This is a genomic window from Rhodomicrobium sp. (assembly GCF_047605405.1).
Lineage (GTDB): Bacteria > Pseudomonadota > Alphaproteobacteria > Rhizobiales > Rhodomicrobiaceae > Rhodomicrobium > Rhodomicrobium lacus.
In genome coordinates this window covers 20,324-39,181 of the sequence record NZ_JASGFR010000016.1, presented here as the reverse complement: position 1 = coordinate 39,181, position 18,858 = coordinate 20,324, and the positions used below count along the sequence as shown (strand labels likewise).

Annotated in this window: 17 protein-coding genes and 1 pseudogene; 6 read left to right on the top strand and 12 right to left on the bottom strand. The window is 61.6% G+C overall.

Going from position 1 to position 18,858, the window contains the following annotated elements; all coding sequences use genetic code 11:
* Nucleotides 1-49: 49 nt before the first annotated feature.
* The 8 genes and pseudogenes from QM659_RS08320 to QM659_RS08285 form a co-directional block, all read right to left on the bottom strand.
* Nucleotides 50-559 carry a TlpA family protein disulfide reductase gene (locus QM659_RS08320; RefSeq protein ID WP_415188055.1) on the bottom strand — a complete coding sequence of 170 codons (510 nt, stop codon included), beginning with the start codon at nt 557-559 and terminating at the stop codon, nt 50-52.
* Complete coding sequence (locus tag QM659_RS08315; protein ID WP_415188054.1) at nt 556-1,281, bottom strand: ABC transporter ATP-binding protein; 726 nt, start codon at nt 1,279-1,281, stop codon at nt 556-558. Before QM659_RS08315 ends, QM659_RS08320 begins: the two co-directional genes overlap by 4 nt.
* Nucleotides 1,282-1,285: 4 nt before the next feature.
* Nucleotides 1,286-2,488 (bottom strand): ABC transporter permease, encoded by a 1,203-nt coding sequence (locus tag QM659_RS08310; RefSeq protein WP_415188053.1) that lies wholly within the window; start codon nt 2,486-2,488, stop codon nt 1,286-1,288.
* The gene (locus QM659_RS08305) at nt 2,478-3,779 is read right to left on the bottom strand and encodes an ABC transporter permease (protein WP_415188052.1); all 1,302 of its coding nucleotides are present in this window, start codon (nt 3,777-3,779) and stop codon (nt 2,478-2,480) included. Before QM659_RS08305 ends, QM659_RS08310 begins: the two co-directional genes overlap by 11 nt.
* Before the next feature lie 3 nt (nt 3,780-3,782).
* Complete coding sequence (locus tag QM659_RS08300) at nt 3,783-5,255, bottom strand: Fe-S-containing protein (RefSeq protein ID WP_415188051.1); 1,473 nt, start codon at nt 5,253-5,255, stop codon at nt 3,783-3,785.
* 136 nt (nt 5,256-5,391) lie between these two features.
* Nucleotides 5,392-5,919 (bottom strand): iron transporter, encoded by a 528-nt coding sequence (locus tag QM659_RS08295; protein WP_415188050.1) that lies wholly within the window; start codon nt 5,917-5,919, stop codon nt 5,392-5,394.
* Between the two features lie 48 nt (nt 5,920-5,967).
* A complete protein-coding gene (locus tag QM659_RS08290; RefSeq protein ID WP_415188049.1) occupies nt 5,968-7,896 on the bottom strand; it encodes an FTR1 family iron permease in 1,929 nt (642 codons plus the stop codon).
* Nucleotides 7,897-8,373: 477 nt separating this feature from the next.
* A pseudogene (locus QM659_RS08285) lies at nt 8,374-9,192 on the bottom strand (alcohol dehydrogenase catalytic domain-containing protein); the annotation flags it as partial.
* Between QM659_RS08285 and QM659_RS08280 the strand changes: the two are divergent.
* Nucleotides 9,089-9,724, top strand: a complete 636-nt coding sequence (locus QM659_RS08280) for a hypothetical protein (RefSeq protein ID WP_415188096.1) — start codon at nt 9,089-9,091, stop codon at nt 9,722-9,724. The pseudogene QM659_RS08285 and the gene QM659_RS08280 overlap by 104 nt on opposite strands.
* Before the next feature lie 149 nt (nt 9,725-9,873).
* Here the strand turns inward: QM659_RS08280 and QM659_RS08275 are convergent, their stop codons facing one another.
* Complete coding sequence (locus tag QM659_RS08275) at nt 9,874-10,068, bottom strand: hypothetical protein (RefSeq protein WP_415188048.1); 195 nt, start codon at nt 10,066-10,068, stop codon at nt 9,874-9,876.
* A gap of 367 nt (nt 10,069-10,435) precedes the next feature.
* Here QM659_RS08275 and QM659_RS08270 point away from each other — a divergent pair, with 367 nt between their 5' ends.
* From QM659_RS08270 to QM659_RS08260, 3 genes are all read left to right on the top strand, one after another.
* Complete coding sequence (locus tag QM659_RS08270) at nt 10,436-10,687, top strand: hypothetical protein (protein ID WP_415188047.1); 252 nt, start codon at nt 10,436-10,438, stop codon at nt 10,685-10,687.
* Nucleotides 10,688-12,296: 1,609 nt separating this feature from the next.
* Entirely contained in the window at nt 12,297-13,595 is a 1,299-nt protein-coding gene (locus tag QM659_RS08265; RefSeq protein WP_415188046.1) for a hypothetical protein, read from the top strand.
* Nucleotides 13,596-13,603: 8 nt separating this feature from the next.
* A complete protein-coding gene (locus tag QM659_RS08260) occupies nt 13,604-14,077 on the top strand; it encodes a terminase small subunit (RefSeq protein ID WP_415188045.1) in 474 nt (157 codons plus the stop codon).
* Between the two features lie 29 nt (nt 14,078-14,106).
* Here the strand turns inward: QM659_RS08260 and QM659_RS08255 are convergent, their stop codons facing one another.
* From QM659_RS08255 to QM659_RS08245, 3 genes are read right to left on the bottom strand one after another with little or no spacing between them, the layout of a single operon-like run.
* Complete coding sequence (locus QM659_RS08255) at nt 14,107-15,438, bottom strand: sigma-54-dependent transcriptional regulator (protein ID WP_415188044.1); 1,332 nt, start codon at nt 15,436-15,438, stop codon at nt 14,107-14,109.
* The gene (locus tag QM659_RS08250) at nt 15,435-16,946 is read right to left on the bottom strand and encodes a sensor histidine kinase (protein WP_415188043.1); all 1,512 of its coding nucleotides are present in this window, start codon (nt 16,944-16,946) and stop codon (nt 15,435-15,437) included. The genes QM659_RS08255 and QM659_RS08250 overlap by 4 nt, the downstream gene beginning before the upstream one ends.
* The gene (locus QM659_RS08245) at nt 16,931-17,086 is read right to left on the bottom strand and encodes a hypothetical protein (RefSeq protein WP_415188042.1); all 156 of its coding nucleotides are present in this window, start codon (nt 17,084-17,086) and stop codon (nt 16,931-16,933) included. Before QM659_RS08245 ends, QM659_RS08250 begins: the two co-directional genes overlap by 16 nt.
* A gap of 156 nt (nt 17,087-17,242) precedes the next feature.
* Between QM659_RS08245 and QM659_RS08240 the strand changes: the two genes are divergently transcribed.
* On the top strand, nt 17,243-17,623 hold the full coding sequence (locus QM659_RS08240) for a hypothetical protein (protein ID WP_415188041.1): 381 nt from the start codon (nt 17,243-17,245) through the stop codon (nt 17,621-17,623).
* The gene (locus tag QM659_RS08235) at nt 17,620-18,858 is read left to right on the top strand and encodes an SDR family oxidoreductase (RefSeq protein ID WP_415188040.1); all 1,239 of its coding nucleotides are present in this window, start codon (nt 17,620-17,622) and stop codon (nt 18,856-18,858) included. Before QM659_RS08240 ends, QM659_RS08235 begins: the two co-directional genes overlap by 4 nt.

The window sequence follows — 18,858 nt, the reverse complement described above, 5'->3', positions numbered from 1 at the left end:
TGAAAAGTTCAGCCTGATACGCTGGCTGCGTTGCGTCCGCCGCCCGGCTTCAGATGCTCGCGCCGTCAAGAAGCCTGCCGATTTCCTGTTCAAGTTTCGGCTCATCCAGTGGCCCGACGATCTTGCGAACCACAATTCCCTGACGGTCGATGATGAAGGACGTAGGAAGCGCCTCGACCTGCCAGCGTTCTGACGTGATTTTCAAGGGATCTTCAAGCAGCGGAAAGGAAAACTTGAAGCGCTTGAGGACGAACTTGATGGACTCCTTCGAGTCGCCCATGTTCACGCCCAGAACTTCGAAGCCCCTGTCCTTGTTGGTTCGGTAATAGGTGTCGAGGATCGGCATTTCCTTGAGGCATGGTCCGCAGCCGGTCATCCAGAAATTGACGAGCACCACCTTGCCCCGATAGGCGTCGATGTCGACAGGCGCTCCGTCGAGCGTCATCGCGGCAACCTCGATGGCCGCCTCGCCCTCCTTCGCCGCGCGCGGTTCGGAGCAGGCCGTCAGAACGACGCAGGAAAACACAGCGGCAAACAAAATCCTGAAAGCTTTCGTCATTGCGCCAGCCTTCCGTGCTGAAGGCGGATGATCCTGTCGGTCCGCGCGCCGAGTTCGGGGTTATGGGTCACGAGGATGATCGTGTGTCCCTCGGATTTGAGCTTTTCGAACAGGCTCATGACAAGTTCTTCGTTGGCGGCATCGAGATTGCCGGTCGGCTCGTCGGCCAGGATCAGCGGCGGTTCGTTGATGAGCGCGCGCGCGATGCAGACGCGCTGCTGTTCGCCGCCCGAAAGCTGCGAGGGCAGATGATCGGCGCGCGCCGCAAGCCCGATGCGGTCCAGTGCCTCCAGCGCCTCCTCTCGGTCGGCGATGGAATGATAATACTGCGCCAGCATGATGTTTTCGACCGCCGTGAGATACGGGATCAAGTGAAACTGCTGGAAGACGAGGCCGATCTTCTCGCGCCGGATGACCACCTGCTCGCGCTCGGTGAGTTCAGCCGTCTCGATCCCGTCGAGCTTGTAGGAACCGCCGCTCGGCGTATCGAGCAGTGACAGGATGTTGAGCAGTGTCGTCTTGCCGGAGCCGGACGGCCCCATGATCGACACGAATTCGCCCGTGTTCACCCGGAAAGAAACGTCGTCGAGCGCTGCAAGAGCGCCGAAGCGCTTCGACAGCCTTTCGACCGCGATCACGGCGCGACGCTCTTCGCTGACCGCAGGCGTCGGCGCGTCCTCTTTTTGAACCTGGGGCGCGGCCTCGTTTTCTCGAAAGGTCACGGCATCATTCTCCTCTGAGCACGCGGGCGGGCACAACATTGACCGCGCCACGCACCGGCAGCGCCGCTGCGACAAGCGCCGCGACAAGCGATAATCCAAGCGTCAGGGGCAGCACCACGGGGCGGAAGGAAACCCACGCACCGAAGACGGCTTGCCCGAGAAGCTGCGCAAGCAGAAAGCCGAGCGCGAGGCCGATCGCGGTTGCCACGAGGCAGATGATGGCCGTTTCGGCAAGGATCTGGGCCACGATGATGCGGTTCGACGCGCCGATGGCTTTCTGCAACCCGATCTGGGGCGCTCGCTCCGCCACCATGGCTGTCAGCGTCGCGTTCACGGAAAGGGTAGTGATGACGAGGATGATGGCCGCCACGAGCGCCATCAGCCCCTCGATCTTGTCGAGGATCTGCCCATCCGCTTGCGAGACCTTGCGAATTGGCCGCGCGTCGAGCACGGGGAATTTCGCCGTCATGGCGGACGTCATCGCATCGGCCTCGGGTCCTTGCGCCACGACGCTCGCCATAGCGAAATCGGCGCGGCGCGGCAGGTCGAGCAGTCTTTGGGCGAGCGCGAGGTTCACGAAGATCTGGCTGTCCTCGTTCTCACCGGTTTCGACGATCCCCTTTACGGTCACGCGCGCCTGCCGTGCGCCATCGAGGCTTCGGATCGTCACGGGCTTGCCGACGGTCAGTTCCATCGCTTTTGCGAGGCCACTGCCAACCAGCGCGTTTCGCTCGTCGAAATCGACGCTGATCCAACTGCCGTCCACCTGCCAGAAGGGCGAGATCGCCTTCACCTGGCTGAGATCCGCGCCCACCAGCACCGCATTGCCGAGGTCGAGACGAACAAGGCCGAAGAGATAGGGCGTGCCACCGACAAGACGATCACGCGGAAGATCTGCGATGGCGTCGCGCAGCGTCTTGGCGTCGGTGCCGCGTTCGCCGCGGGCTGCGGCTGCCATATCAGGCTTCGGAGAAACGATGACATTCGGCCCGAAGGCGCGCAACTCTTCGCTCATCTTGATGGAGATGTCGAAGTAAAGGCTCGTGAGCGCTGTGACGATGGCCGAGCCGACAACGATGGCGGCGAGCGCCACGCCGAGCCGGTTGCCCCGCGTCAGCGAGTGCAGGATGAAGCGCGAAAAGGCTGCCGCGCGCTGCAACCTTGCGCCGCCGGCCTTCCGTGCCCGCAGGCGATCTTCAGCGCCCATGGAGCACCTCCACCGGCAGAAGCCGTGCAATGGCGCGCGACGGCAGGATGGAGCCGATCAGCACGATCATGACCGAAACGAACAGGACGACAGGCACCGTGATCGGCTGAATCTCGATGTCCGTTCCGAACACGCTCCAGCCGACGCTTTGCGCGACGAAATATCCGAGCACGAGGCCAAGCGCCCCGCCCAACAGCCCGACGACAATCGCTTCGCCCATGAACAGCGTGTAGACCTGCCCCGTCGTCGCGCCGAGCGCCTTCATGAGGCCGATCTCCTTCGACCGCTCGGACACGGTCGTGTTGGTGAGCGCGGCGACGGCCATGGCCGCCGCGGCGATGGCGGCAAGGCTCACCACGAGCAACAGCATATCGATTCGCCCGATGACGGCCCCTTCTCCCGAAGCGACCTGCCAGATCGGCCGCGCCGCAACGCCCGCCACCGCCTCTTCGATCTGGTGCGAGATGGCGCTCACGTAAGCGGTGCAATACCAGGTGTCGTATTCCTTGGAGGAGAGCGTCTCGGAGCCGTGGCTCGCCTTGCGGGAGAGGTCGTTTTCGGCGACCGTCAGCGCGCTGACATCGACCGACTGCACCTTGCCCGCCAGATTCGCCATCTCCTGCACGAGCGGAAGCGGAGCAACGATCGCCTGATCCTCACCCGCGCCGGACGCGAGAATGCCGGTTACTTTAACGTCGCGCGGGGGAGCGTCCGGCTTGTTGGCGTCGCGCAGGATCAACGAACCACCCACGCCGATGCCCAGCCTTTTGGCAAGATCCTGACCGACGAGCACTTCCGATGTCGAAGCGTCGTCGGGCCAGGCGCCTTCGGCCTTCCAGAAAGGATTGGTGATCTTGACGCCGGTTCGCCAGGCCGAATCGGAAGGCAGGGGCGTGACGCGATCGAAATATGTTCCGACGAGCGGGATTTGCGAAGCGGCGCCGTTGCCCTCCACATTCACCGGCATGGACAGGCGCGGAGCGAGGCCGACGATATTGTTGCGCCAGAAGATGTCTTTCATCTTCGGCAGGTCGGTTTCGTTCAGATAATCGCGGCCCTTGAGGGGGTTATAGTCGATGCCGCCGATGACGAGCGATGTCGTCTCGCTCTTTGGTGTGACGCGGATGTTGGAGCCGTACTGCTTCATCTCGCGGGCCATTTTGTCGCCCACGTCCACCGACAGCGCAAAGAGCGCGGTGATGAGCGTAGCGGCAAGCGCCACCGTGGCGGCGGCAAGCGCTTTGCGCCTGTAGCCCTCGAAGAAGGATTGCCGCAGCATTCTCACCAGCATGGCTCAGCCCTCCCTCGATGAAACCGGCGGGGAGATGGTGGCCTTACGGCCCTTCGCATAGGCGTCGGGGTTGGCGCGGAATGTCTCGTAGTTCTGCTGGCTTTCGAAGAAGTACGTCTTGCCGCCGTATTCATATTGCCGCGCCGCCTTGGTGTTGATCAGTTTCGCACCCGAAACCGGGTCGATCACTTCCATGTCGACGATGGTCTTGAAGTTGCGGACGCCCTTTTCCAGATCGCGATCCGCGATGAGGATGATGCCTTCCTCCACCTTGTGATTGAGCGGGATCGGGTTACAGCCGCCGGCCTTGCCGAGGTTGGGCCGGAACATGCGCACATTGCAGGAACTGCAATAGATTTCCTGCCCTTTCTGGATATAGCCTGCATCGCCGCAGATGATGCACGCATCGAACACCACCGCGATGCTTGCGTGCTCCTTATCGTACTTGTTGATCAGGAAGAAGCGGACGAGATGCCCGTCCGACGAAACATAGCCGAAGCGGTGCAGATTGCCGTCCTTCACGTCGGCGATGGGAATGCGAACAAAACCCTGATCGTCTGTTTTTACAGGCGTTGCAGCGGAAAGCGTGGGCGGTCGCGACGCATAAAGATCCTGATACGCCATCACGGTGAGCAGAAAAGCCGCCGTCGCAGCGAGCCCGTTTCGCCAGCCGCGCTCCCCTTCGGCGCGCGCGCGGAGGCGGCGACGTTCGACGCGGTCCGGAACGTCGGGGATGCGGAAGCGGCGGACGAACGCGATTGCCGCGAGAACGAGCGGAACGGCAAGCGCCAGGAACGGCAGCCACGGCAATGCGATGGAAAGCTTGGCGACGAACGTCACGCGCGCGGGCGTCACGCCGATGAAGCCGGACTTGAGCAGCCCGAGCACGACGCTTTCCGTCGCAGCAAGGAGCACGAAAGACAGAAGCGCCACGACACAGGCGAAAGCGGCGCGCCTGCCCGCCAGCCGCCCCGCCGCTCGCGTCACGATGGCGAGCAGCAGGAGTACGCCGAGACCGATTGCGATGCCGGTGGCGTTGAGAATGAGTTCGGTGTTCACGACATCGGTGGCGGTCAGCGAGTGGTCGGCAGACAGCCGCCACGCTTCATAGGCGCCCTGAGCGGCAAGCGCGCCGATGAGCAGAATGCCGACACCGGCAGCGAGCGCGCAGGACGCGCTGCGAGGAGCAGCGCCATCGCGTCCCCGGTTCAAGAGCGAAAGCGGCAGGATGAGGAGCGCGAGCAGTGATGTCGCCAGGGCCGCGCTATGCATCCCGAGCCCGATTGATTTGGCCGATGTTGGCCAGCTCTGCGCCCCAAGTGCCGCAGCCGCTCCGATCAGAAATCCCAACGCTGCCATCCAGCTCAGGGATGAAAGGTATCCACGGCCCGTGCGGGCTGTCGCAAGCGGCCAGAGCGCAAGAACGAGCGCGGTCGCGGCAAACGCCTTGGCGAGGATGGTGATATAGAACGCCATGAAGCGTCTGGTCCTTAAGGCACCCCGCCTTCACGCTCGGTGATGGCAAGGCTTTGAACAAAGCGGGCGCTCCGCCCTTGTGAGACGAAGCGCCGAGGCGTCGGCTACGGGTACCGACGCAAAGGTTAATTCGAGGCTACTTGAGCGGCACGAAGGTGAAGTCGTAAGCCACGTCGAACGGCTCGAACCACTTGCCGACGCCGGAAGCCTTGTCGGTGTGGCGGCCGAAGCCCTGGCGCGACGGAGGTTCGACGTGATAGCTGAGCTTGTAGTTACCGGCGCCCGAGAACTTCACGTTCGAGCCGTAATGCGGACCGTCGACGGCGACCATCGGCATGAAGTTGCCGCTCTGCACCTTGCCGGTGTCCTTGTTCTCAAGGCGATATGACACCGTAAGGTTCGGAATCCATTCGCCCGCGCCGAAGCCGTTCGGGTTACCCTCGGTCGCCTTGATGTCGGCTTCGAGATGCACATCGGCCTGCGAAGCGGGAAGATCGATGCCGGACGGGTCCATGTCGATCGGGGCGAGATAAACTGCGCCCACTTCGAGCGAGCCGATCTTTTGCGCTTCGCCGATGGGATATTCCTTGAACTCTTCGGCTGCAAGCGCGGCCCCCGTCGCGCCGAGCAGCAGTGCTGCGGTTGCACATGCAAGTTTCTTCATAGGTTCTCTCCTGTGTTGAACGTGAAACGTCTCTGCATGGATGCGTCGCTAGCGCGGCGTCGACGCTTGAATGGCTCCCGGGGCTTGCTTCCTCGCGATGACGACAAGCGAGAGGATGGCGGCGAGCACAAGCAGCGCCTGAGGAATGACGGTTTCCCAGTAGGGGTAGATGCCGAGCGGCGTGAATTCAGGCGCACCGGGGATAAGCGTCGGGGTGAAGATCTTGCCCTCGACCAGTTCCATGATGCCCTTGCCAACGAACACGAACGCCATGAGGTAGAGAAGGGCCCCCGTCGCCTTGAAGAACAAGCCGAGCGGCAGCTTCAGCGTGCCATAGCGCATCACGAAGAAGAGGATGGCCAACCCGGCGCAGCCAGCGAGGAAACCCGCCAGAATTGCGCCCATGCCCGAACTGTCCGCATCAAGAACGAGAGCCTGATAGAACAGCACCGTCTCCGCCCCTTCACGATAGACCGCGAGGAACGACACGAACCAGAGCGCCGCGAGCGATCCTCCCGAAACCGCGCCCTTGAGCTTGTCCTTGATGAAGGCGTTCCACTTGTCGGCTTCGGCCTTTGCCAGAAGCCAGTTGCTTGTAAAGAAAAGCACTACGGCGGCGAGCAGCATGGTCGCGCCTTCAAGCACCTCCTGGCTCGCCGCACCGCTGCGGAAAACGAGCTTTAAAAGGATCGCTGTGGCGACGCTCGCGAGCAGGGCGACGCCCACGCTGTTCACGATCACCCGCTGCTTGTCACCGTTTCCGGTCTTCACCAGATAGGCAAGGATGGCCGAGACGATCAGCATCGCCTCGAAGCCTTCGCGCAGAATGATGAGCAGCGAGTAGGAGAAAAGCGTCAGCCAGCTTCCGCTCGCGGCATCGGACAGCGTGTCGGCGGCCTTCGCGATATCGGCGTTGAGCGCGTCGGCTTCAGCCTGAACGGATGCGGCGGGCGCGCCGTCCCGGATGAGGGCCATCAGCTTGCTGAAGCGCGCCTCGATCCCGGTCTTGGCATCCGCGCTGCGTGCGCCGACGCGGGCTTCCATGCCGCTGCCTTCGAATGAATCGAAGTAGATATCCTGAATTTGCCCGATCGCTTTCGTGCCTTGTCCCGACGCCGCCAACGCGAGCGCCGAAGCAAGATCCGCCCGGATTTTTTGCGCGACGCCTTGCCAGTTCACCGCAGGCGCTTCAACGGCTTCCGATTTCGCGTTGCCGACGAGGGGGAGGCCAGGCAACAGCGGCGTCATCTCGTCATTCAGCGCGCGCGCTGAGGCGCGGACCTTGGAAGAGGCATTTTCTTCGTTCGTGAGCGCCGCGATGCGCGACAATTCGGCATTGAAGGCGACATCCTGCTTCTGGGAGACGTGACGGCGAATTGCCGTTTCGAGCAGGCTGTTCTTGTATCCTTCGAAATGCGCCTTCTGAGCGAAAGCCTTCGCCTTCACCTTGTCACCGGCATTGAGCGCGTCGGCAGCCGCGAGCAGGTCGGCGTTGATGCGGGCAACGGCGGCCTGCCAATACGGCTCGATTGCCCTGGCCTGCGCGGCCGGCGCTGAAACCGGTTCGGCAGCGGGCGCGTATGCCGATTGCGCGGCGGCAAGCTCGGCGTCCGATTTCTGCGCAACGATCCGATGACCCTTTTCGAGGAGCGGTACGATTTCGTCGAGCGCGGCGATGTGTTTGTCAATGCGCGCATCTATCTCTTCGGCCGAGGCACCCGTTGTCATGAGTTTCCGGATCGCTCCGAACTCAGCCTCAAGTTGGTAGCTGCGCTTTGCTGAAATATTGACGCGAATGGGGCCTTCGAGATTTTCGAAGATCTCGAAATAGGAGCGCTGAACATTATCTTTAGCCGCGTCTATACGTCCGCCGCGATAGTCCTGTTTTGCCTGAGTGAGCGCGGCATCAATGCGTCCGACGAGATCGCGATAATTCGGCCCTTGCTCGGCGAGAGCGGCGCCAAAAAGAACGTGCACGATTAAGGCGATACCTGCCAAAATTATCCTCATCGGGAGCCTTTCTCGAATCGGACGACCCTCACGATGCCGCCTGCCTGCCTGTGCTTTTAGCGGGAGACCATAAAGCAGCAAATTTCCGTGATCAAGGAGTTCGCAATAACGGGGAGTAAAGAAATGCATCTGGACTGGCATGCCACCAGCTACAATTCGGAATTATTCTTAGAATTATTATAGGTATGTTTGCGCTGGCTTTATGGGCTTGCTTTTGATTGACTAACCTAACGGCCTGACATCCCCAGCGTGCTAACGTAGAAACACAATATATTTAGAATAATTATAATATATGGCGGTTCTGATCCAGCCGTGCTGTGTTCTCATGTCTGTTGCAGCGATGACCATCCACGCCAAACGCCTATATTGTCATAGATTTCACTGAATTCCTCAGAAGAAAAAAATAGTCAAGGCAGCGTTGACAGATATAAAAATAATGACGTTGCCGCCGAACGCCGAACCCTTCCACACGCGGCCCGTGACGAGCTGGAGGGCCGCGTCGAGATTTCCTTACCCGCTTCAGCGACGCCGATGACGCTGCTCGTTCCCTAGCCGCGATGGCAGCATTCAAGCGCCTGCCGCATCACTGTGGTGTTGCCGGTGCAGTCGAAGCTGTAGTCGGCGCCGCCGCCCGTGACGTTCACCAGATGAGCAACGATGTCGCCCACGATCTTGTCCGCGCCGACCATGCGCAGACCTTGGATCACGTTGAGCCCGATGCCACCGAGGCCGAATACAACGCAATTCGCCCCCGGCTCCACCTTCGCGGAGAAGATCACCGAGCCGACGCCCGTCGTGACGCCCTCGCGGATCTTGGCCACCGCGATTTCCGGCAGCACCGTGAAGTTCGAGAACGTCGAACAGCCCATGTAGTGGAAAATCGTCCGCCCCTTGTAGGAGAAGCGGCTCGTGCCGTCCGGCATCAGGCCCTTGCCCTGTGTGGCGCGGATATGCGTGCAGAGATTCGTCTTGCGGCTGAGGCAGGATTTGCACTGGCGGCATTCCGGCGCTGACGTGATCGCTGGGCTTCACGCTGGTGACGCCCGCGCCGACCTCGCGCACCACGCCCGCGCCCTCATGGCCGAGAATCGACGGAAAGATGTTCTCGCTGTCGAAGCCATCCAGCGTATAGGCATCGGTGTGGCAGACGCCCGTCGCCATGATCTCGACGAGCACCTCGCCCGCCTTCGGGCCTTCGAGATCGACGTCCACGATTTCGAGCGGCTTCTTCGGCTCGAAGGCCACTCTGCGCGTGTTTTCAATCCCGTATCCTCCTCCAGTTATTCGGCCGGTCGGTTTTTTCAAGGACATCGCCCAGGTTCTTGCGAATCTGTGCCGCCGCTATCGACCGGCCGAGCAGAAGGATATCCCGAATCACGGTACGTTCGAAGTATTGAGCGGCATCTCATTCCTTCGTCGAATTCGTATGGTGAGCGCGCGGCTTCCGCTTCTGGTGCTCAGCATGCACCTGGATCCCGTCGTGGTCGCGCGCCCCTTGCAAGGTCAGTCGAGCGCGGTACGTGCTATCTTGAACCGAGGTGCGCGCGGCAGCGCATCCCGCGCGCGCACCTCGTCAGCGAACAGCGATCTTGCCGGCAGCCGCATCCTTCATCAGAGCCGCGCGCTTCTCGGCATCGGCCGACGCAATCTCAGTCTGCCACTCACGTCTCGACATGGTCCGAGCGGGTTTCGGCGCTGCCGGAGCGGCCGCACGAGGTGGCTGGAATATCCCGACCAAATCCGGGTCGCGCTTCAAATCGTGGAGAAGTTCGAACACGGTCATCGGGCCGTGTAGACCCCAACGAATCTGTCCATCGTCGCCAATGACGCGCACCACATCGTGCCCGTTCTCTTCCACGACAGCGACGCTGCCTTCGAGGTGCGGTTTCAGAAGTCGCGTGTTCGCACCGCCTGACGTGTGGACCGCATCGGCGATTTCGCTTTCTATGAGCAGACGATGCGCCTGATTCCGATATCGATCTGCCGCATCAGCGGCCTTGCGCGCTTCGGCCTCTGCCGAACGCGTGCTGCACGCTCCCGGTGGAGTGCCGCCCAAATGGCGGTCGTGTCGCCGCCTTCGCCGCCATCAGCGGCCATCGCATCGCGCTCATCGGCGGACGCGCTCGTATCATCATTCATCTCGGTTCCCCCGCATCTCGCGCCCGCCCTTCCTATCGCAGTCCGGAACGGTCACGCGGCTATCGCAGCCCTAAACCGAAGAATGATACTTGATTCGTTGTGTTTTTATTAAGTCGCTTTCCAAATAAATTGGACGGCAATGAAGTACAAATTGGCACCTTAAGCGGCTTGCAACCGGTCGCAAAACGACGCCGTGAAAATATTTTTATCTCTTAAAATCAGTAGTATAATCGCACTCCTTGGCGATTGACGTCCGCTTTTGAAGCCACCTTCCGAGGTGGCGTTCCATTTCATGCTATACTGTATTAATTGTCGATACATCGGTGAGAATATGTCAAAAACGTCTTTTTCATTGTGGCGTCGCGCGGTGGGTTACTCACTTGATCAAGCCGCCATTGCGCTTGGACTTGCCCGCAGCACGGTGTGTCATTTACAGCGCGGGTACGATGGCGCAGGCGGCCCCGTGGTACCGCGCGAGGACACGCGTATGCTCATGCAGGCGATCGCGGACGGCATCGCGCTGCGTCCGTACCCTCTGTCTCCCGCCGAGCTGGCCGTGATCAGGGAAGCACGCGCCCGCCGCATCCGCGCTGGGCAGCGCCGGGACGAGGCCGCGTGATGAGAGCGCGACACGAGCATCCGGGCGCGTGGGCCTCGTGGGTAGGAATGCGCCAGCGGTGCCTTGATACGAAGCACATCGGTTATCCCCTCTATGGAGGCCGCGGAATCGCGGTCGACCCGCGATGGGAACGTTTCGCGGCCTTCCTCGCAGACATGGGGGAACGCCCTGAGGGCACAACCCTTGATCGCATCGACCCCGATGGACCTTATTCGCCCGCGAACTGCCGCTGGGCTACGCCCCGTCAGCAAGCCGCGACACGCCGTCCGAACCGCCCGGCCCTCGCGCGTGCAGGGCGTAAGTCCGCCGCACTGCGGCGGCTTCGACGCGCCACCTCGCATCTTCCTTCTCTTCAATCCGAGGACAGAGATATGCACGACGATACAGTTTTCGATCCACTCGCCGGCGTCACTCGGCCCGCTCCGCGTGATGCTGACGTTGAGGAAGTCGCTTTCGCGATGGCGGAAGGCGCTTCAGCCCTCGGCTTCGACTGTGGCGTCCAGGCGTTCGCCGCGTCTTTCGCGGTCTTCCTTGCGGCACATGATATTCGGACCGGATCGCCCGCCGCTGAACGCGCGGTGGACATTGTCACGCGTGGCGCCATCGCCCTTCTGCGCGGTTCCGAGGGGAACGCTCCATCTTCGAGGGCTGTGCAATGAGCGGAGCTTACGATGTTTCGGTCCATCTTCGGCTTGTCGACGCCCTGACGGGGCCGATGCACCATGCGCTGCTGTCGATGCAGCGTTTCCAGCATACTGTGCATGGCATTGAGAACAATTTCGCGGGCCTGCGTTCAGCCATCGCCGGAACTGTCGCGACCATGGCGGGCATGGCGACATTCAAGGGCCTCATCGCGTTTGAGCAGGCCGCCGAAGGCTTGGCGCACGCGGAAAACGCGCTGGCAGCCGCGCTTCCGCTCGCGCATCGTGGGATGGACATGCAGATTGCGCGGACCACCGCCTACGCGGAGGCCGGACGTAATCTTCAAACGTCATTGTCAGGCAACATCGAAGCGTTGCACGACCTTTACGGCGTAGTGCAGGAGATGCACCATGCTTCAGAGCTATTGCCTGTATTCAACAAGCTCCGCACGGCTCTCAGCTTCTCGTCGGACGAAACCAAAGGCTTCGCCGGAGATTCGAGGCAGCTCGCAAACGTCGCGCGCGCCTTCGAAATGGCAGGCCGAACGACACCGGAGGCAATCGAGGCGATCTCGCACGCATACATCAAATCGATCATCGCGCTTCGCGGGCGTGTGACCGGCGGAGACTTTTTGCAAGCTGTATCTGGCGCGGGCGCTGCGCGATACGGCTGGACCGACTCGTTCATGACCGAGGTCCTTCCCGGCCTCGCGAATATCATGAAAGGCCGCACGAATGCGGGTATCGGTCTCTATCATCTTGCGAACAATCTTTGGGGCGGGGTTTCCTCATCCTACGCGCAGGCGAAGCTTCAGGAAAAATGGGGTTTACACAGCGCTGACGATGAGGTTCGCGATCCGAAAACCGGCAAGTTTCAAGGCTTCCGCGTCGGCTCCGTCTGGGGTGCAGACGTCCTCGCGAAAAATCCTCTCGATTGGGCCAATGCCCTGATTGAGAAGTTGAGGGGCATGGGCGTCAAGGTCGATGATATGGACGTTATGCGCGGCGTCGTCGCAGAGGTAGCGCGCGGAAACAAAGCCTTGCAGGCCATCCTCGACGAACTGCTTTTGCCTGCTACAAACAGGCAAATGAACAAAGAGCGCACGAACATCCGTGGCGTCGAAGATCCTAATCTTCTGTCGACCGACGATCCAAAAGTCTGGTGGAGCGCGCTTGAGGCTCAATGGAAATCATTCAAGGAAGCTGTCGGCAACGCTTATGTTTCCGACTTCGTACGCAACTTTCTGAAGCCGTTGACGGTTGCGATCCGCGACATTCAGCAGTGGGCCATCACAAACCCGGAAACCGTTCGAAATCTCGCTCGTGCCTTTGCAACACTTGGCGCGGCTCTCATCTTCATCGGCAGCACGGCGATTATAGCCGGCATCGCATCAATGCTCGCTGGCTTCGGCGGGATTGCTTTCGCGATCTCTGGTGCGGCAGCGGCGATCATCGGCCTGACGGTCGCGATCGCCTTGAACTGGAGCCGCCTCCGCGAGTGGGCGGCTGGCATGTCCGGCCTAGCCAAGGCCGGTGGCCTCATCCTCTTGATGAGCGCTATTGCGAACATGCGCACGCTTATTTCGGGCCTCGCTGCCCTCATGCTCGCGAATCCTTGGCTCGCTCTCGCGACCGGGCTTGCCGTTGTTGCGGTGACCGTTTTCCAACATTGGGACCAGATTGTTGCGCGCACAACCAGGGCCATCGACGAAATTTCCGAGGTGCTGAAACCACTGCGAGAGAAGTTTTTCGAGGCGCTGCGGCCCATCGATTCGGCCATGCAGCGGGCCGGCGATTGGCTAGGCCGCCAGCTTGGCGGGGAGGAAACGCGTTTCTCGCCAGAGGAAATGCGCGCCTGGAATCTGGGGTACATCCCGCCGGACGATCATCCGTTTTCCGAAATGATCAAGCAGATGCGCGAGCGTCGGCGGATTGAAAAGGAGGCAGCGGCTCGGCTTCGATCGACGGTCGTACCGTCATCTCCAGCACCTGTTCCGGCACATCAGCCGAAATCGCCCGCCCTGGCATCTTCATCGGCTCCGGTGCAGCCAAAGGTTCGCGCGACCTCGATTCCAGAGCGGGCACAAGGCGGCGCGCAGATCGTCAATCACAACGAGCGCACAGTGAACGCCCCGATCACCATCTCGCAAACGTTCAATATTACCCAAACCCCGGCGACGACTGGCGCGATCGCTGGAGCTGTTCGTGCAGCGGGGCAGGACCTTGGCTCACAGCTTCGCGGCGCGCTGTCAGATACGCCCCAATGAGACGCGGCATGGCGAAAAATCCGAAAAAATCGAGGCCACGGGAGCCCGCGTCGTCGCCTTTGACCGAGCGGGCACTTCGCTTCGCATCGGAGTACGTCATCGATGCCGATGGAAAGGCGGCGGCGATGCGAGCGGGGTATGCGGAAAAGAGCGCAGCCACAACGGCTTCGCGCCTCCTTGGTGATCCGCGCATCCAGGCGATCATCGAGGAGGCACGCACTCGTGTCGCGGCATCCGCAGAGGTCACGGCAGAACGCATAATCGGCCGCCTTGCCGAGATCGCGTTCGCTCCGATCGCCGACAAGCCGACCTTGAAGCATCAGCTTGCAGCGCTTGGGCAGCTCACGCGCTTCTTTGCGCCATCTCGTGTCGAATTGTCCGGCTCGGTCACCATGATTGATCCCGACGCGGTGCGACTAGAGCTTGCCGCCAAACTCGAAAGGATCGCGAACACCCTTCCTTCATCAAGTGCAGGATCATGATCCATCATTATCGGAAATCGGGCAGGTTTTTAGCGCAGCCCAAGCCTTGTCATCATCTTTATGAGACCGACCCGCGACAAGCCGAGTATTCGGGCGGCTGCGCTGTGGTTGTTGCCAGTCCGCGTAAGAGCGTCAGCGATCATCTGTCGTTCGAGGGCGGCCACGGCCTCGCTTAGCTTGCCCGTTGCGGCTTTTTCCATTGTCGCCGGATCCCCGGTGCGCGCAAAGGCAAGGTCGGTGGCGGTAATCTCGTCTCCTTCGGCGAGCGCTATTGCGGTCGTTACGACAGCCTTCAGTTCGCGGACGTTGCCCTGCCAGTTCTGCTCGCAAAGCCAGGCCAGTGCATCCGGCGTCAAGCGCAAAGATCGCCTCGCTCCAATTTCCACGGCGAAGCGGGAAGCGAGGATGGCGATATCTTCCCGACGTTCGGCCAACGGCGGGCATCGAAGGATCAGCCCCTTGAGCCGGTAGAAAAAGTCTTCGCGGAACGTCCCCCCGGCGATCATGCTTTCAAGATCACGGTGCGTTGCCGATATCACGCGGACATCCGCAAACATCTCCTGTCGGCTGCCCACTGGCGTGTAAGTGCGTTCCTGAAGGAAACGGAGAAGCTTGACCTGCATGGCGGCAGGCATCTCGCCGACCTCATCAAGGAAGAGCGTTCCGCCGTCCGCCGCAGCGATAAGTCCTTCGCGATCCTGATGCGCGCCGGTAAAGCTGCCTTTCAGGTGTCCAAACAACTCACTTTCGAGCAGGTCAGCGGGGATCGCTCCGCAGTGCACGGGGATGAACGGCCCGTCACAGCGTGGACTTGCCTTGTGCAACGCACGGGCAACGAGTTCCTTGCCGGTGCCGCTCGGTCCCAGCACGATCACCGGCAGATTCGCAGGACCAGCACGCCGGATCATGTCGCGGACGCGCTGGATGGCCGGACTTGAGCCCACGATGCCGTCGTCCGCCGGGAGTGCCTTGCGAAGGGCCGCGATCTCCTTTTCGAGTGCGCGCTTTGCGAGCGCGCGGGCGACCGCAAACCGCAAGAGGTCCGGCTCGACAGGTTTCGCCAAAAAATCCCACGCACCTTGGTCGACCGCGCGCAAGGCAAGGACGTGATCTGTATGTGCGGTCAGAACAATGACCGGTACACCCGCGAAGATCGGCACGAGCGAGAGCCCAGCTTCCGGCGTCCGCTCGGGTGGCATGACGAGATCGAGCAGTACGAGGTCAGGGCGTTCGATACGGAACGTTTCGCGCGCTGCTCCAACGTCCGTCGCTGTGACAACCGTGTGCCCCTGTTTTTCGAGCCAAGCCTTCGCAAGCCGAAGAAAGGCCGTTTCGTCGTCGACCAGAAGAAGCTTGCTCATGACGGGAATCTCAAGGTAAAGCAGGTCGACCAACCGGCTCGCTCGCCGAGCGTCACGGAGCCTCCATGCGCGGACATGACCTTGGCGACGATTGCGAGGCCGAGGCCTGTTCCGCCGGAGTTGCCGGAGACGAACGGCTGAAACAGCGACGCGCGTATGGTCTGCGGGATGCCGAGGCCGTCGTCGCAGACATGAATCGCCACGCCGCCGCCGCTTGTTTCGGCTGCCACGAGCACCTTGCCGCCGGCTGCTTTCGCATTGTCGAGCAGATTGGCAAGCGCCTGCCGGAGGCGGGCGGGATCGGCGCGAACCGTAAACTTGGGCGGAAAAGCCGTCTCGGCAGAAGCGTCGAGTTCCCAGACGACGGACGCGAGATCGACGCTCGAAGCTTCGACCTTCCACGGTTTCGCGTAGTCGAGAAGGTCGCGCACCAGCGCATCCATGCGAACGAGTTGTGCTTTCACTTCGCTGCGCGTTCCGGGATCGGCGTCGGCGACTGCCATGGAAATGATGTTCATCGGATTACGAAGATCATGGGCGACAGTCGCCGCCAGCGCGCCGAGTTCCGCCAGTCGTTTCCGCTCCGAGACGGCGCGGCGATGCGCGAGGTTCTCTTTCGCCTGTACCAGAACTTCTGCCATCATCTCGGCAGCCCGTCGAGGACCGGGCGGTGCATGGTCGAGTTCGGTCGAATCTGCGTCGGCAGGCAGGCCAAGACGTCGTTTCAGAAGGTCTTCGGCCTTCCGGTCGAGTTCAGCGTCATTCGCCGCCTCGACAAGTTCCCGTCGCCAGTCCGCCAGATCGGCGGCCGTCACCGCGCCTCCAGGAAAGACGATGCGATCGGCAAGTTTTAGCATCGGTTCAGCTAGTGTGAGGCCGGCTATCAGGGCCAACGCGATCCAGCCGAAAGGCGCTCCCGCCTGCTGCGCCGCGAAGCCTGCCGAAACGGCGGAGACGAGACCGGCAAGCCCAGCAAGGAGCCCCCAGCAAACCACTCGAACCGCCCAGCGATTGACGCCCATCAGCCGGTAGCGAAGCACGGCATACGATAGGACGGCGATATAGACGGGCAGAAGCAATAGTGTCCACGGGTAGACGTTCACTCCAAACAAGGGCAGACCGAGGCTGGTCACAGAGGCGAACCCCAACGCGGATGACAGGAAAACGAAAGCGATTTCGCGGCGTCCGGTCGCTTCGCTCCCGCGCCAAGCCGCGATCAGAAGGCAATGACCTACGACTGCAAGGGCGACCGTCACGGAGGCGGCCAGCAATCCTCCTTCGGCGTAACGAAAGGTGTAGCCGTCATCCGGCAGGGCGATGAACTGGCCGGTTCCTTTCGTGAGGGCCGCAAGCGCGGACGCCGAGCCTATACCATACGCCCATCGAACCCATCGGACTCCTTTTTCGGTCAGCGATGCAGAGAAGTGGAGGAAGACGGCGCCGCCAAGCGGTGCGAGTGATAAAAGGGCCGCGCCTGACGCGTTCGGGATCGTCAGCCCGATGCCCACGCGCCGACCACAACAAGAAACGCTCCGAGCGGACGCGCGCCTGACCCCGCCGACGCATGCCGCCAAAGGAGAATCGCCAGCGCCAGCCCCCCGACCGCCGCGAGCCACAACGCCGCGTTTATCGCACTCGAAGCCCCCATGCCGTCCCCCTGTATCCAGCGTTAACAGCCAAGGTAGCGCAATTCATAACTCCGGTTAACAGCTTTCCTAAAAAACAACGCTGTATCAGTACCCTGCCTTCTGGCACGCACCTTGCGGAAAGCAACCTCACTAAACGTCAAACGCGAGGTTCCTAAATGTCTTTCGATATTCTGCTTTCTATCTGGGCGATTGCCCTGGTGCTGGCGCTGGCGGCCATCGCCGCCATCGTACGGCCCCTGTTTCTGGTCCTGACAGATATGTGCGGTGGACGCGACCGTGCGCGTTTCTGGACTGCCTATGCGTCCGTGCTTACGCTTGCGGCTCCGCTTCTCGTCGTCTCTGCGCCCGGTTTGCTGAATTCACCCGACAATTCCGGCTTGTCGAGCGAGATCCTTCAAAAGGCGGTCTTCTATATTCTCGCCGGCATCGTTTGCGCGTTCCTCATCGTCGGCCGGATCATATGGGCTCCTGTCGAGCAAATGCTCGCCGAGACGTCAGCCGACAGGCACGAGGCGCGCCGTGGGGGGGCGGCATGAGCAAGGTGCTGCTCATAGGCGGCGGCGGTTTCATCGGGCGTCACCTGGCGGCAGCGCTCGCTGAAGCTGGGCACAACGTCGAGGCTCCGGGCCGTGCGGCTGTCGATCTGACTGTGAGCGAGGAGGCATGTCTGGTAGCTGCTGTGGCCGGCTATGACGTGGCCATCAACGCCGCCGGGCTGCTCGGAAGCCGGAGCCGAAACACTATGGAAGCCGTGACTGTCGAGGGCGCGAGGCGAGTTGCTCGCGCCTGCATAGCCGCCCAAGTTCCGAGGCTGATTCATATGTCCGCGCTCGGGGCATCCACGCGCGGGGATACGCACTATCATCAGACGAAAGGGCGCGCTGAAGAAATCCTCGCAGAAAGCGGACTGGACTTTTGCATATTGCGGCCTTCGGTGGTGATCGGTCGCGGCGGCGCGAGCACCGCGTTCTTTTCGGCGCTTGCAGCGCTGCCGCTCCCGCCGCGTATCGGTCCCGGCACGTGGACGCTGCAACCCGTACATGTCGACGATCTCGCCTTGCTGGTCGTCCGTCTCGCGGCGGCGGACCGAGCGCTCCCGCGTCGTATCGATGTCGTCGGTCCTTCACCGATGACCACCACCGAACTTTTGGCAGCATTGCGGCACTGGCTAGGGATGCCGCCGAGACGGCATCTTCCTGTGCCCGAAAGACTGCTTTGGCCCGCCGCCGCGATTTCCGAACGCATAGGCGACAGCCCGTTTACACGCGAATCCATCTCCATGCTGAAGGCGGGCAACACGGCGAACCCCACCGCGTTTTCAGAAGCGCTGGGGCGTCCGCCGCGTGAGCTTCAGGCCGCGCTTGCGTCACATCCGGTTGAGTACGCTGACCAGCTTGCCGCACGTCTCTATTTCGTGCGTCCTCTACTGCGCTGGAGTCTCGCCGTGTTGTGGATCGCGACGGGGATTTTGTCTTTTGGACTCTATCCGCTTGCCAAGTCATACAACCTTCTGGCTGACGTCGGCATTGAAGGATTGATCGCTGATATCGCGCTTTTCGGCGCAGCGGCGCTCGACGCTGTGCTCGGAGCGCTGCTCCTCGTCGGGTGGCGTCCCGTTTTCGTCGGCTGCGGCATGCTGACGAGCATGGCCGCGTTCACAGTCATCGCCTTATCGCTGCCCGCCGAATACTGGCTGCATCCTTTTGCCCCCCTTCTGAAGAACCTGCCGCTCGCAACCGCCACGCTCGCCATGATGGCGATGGAGAACTGA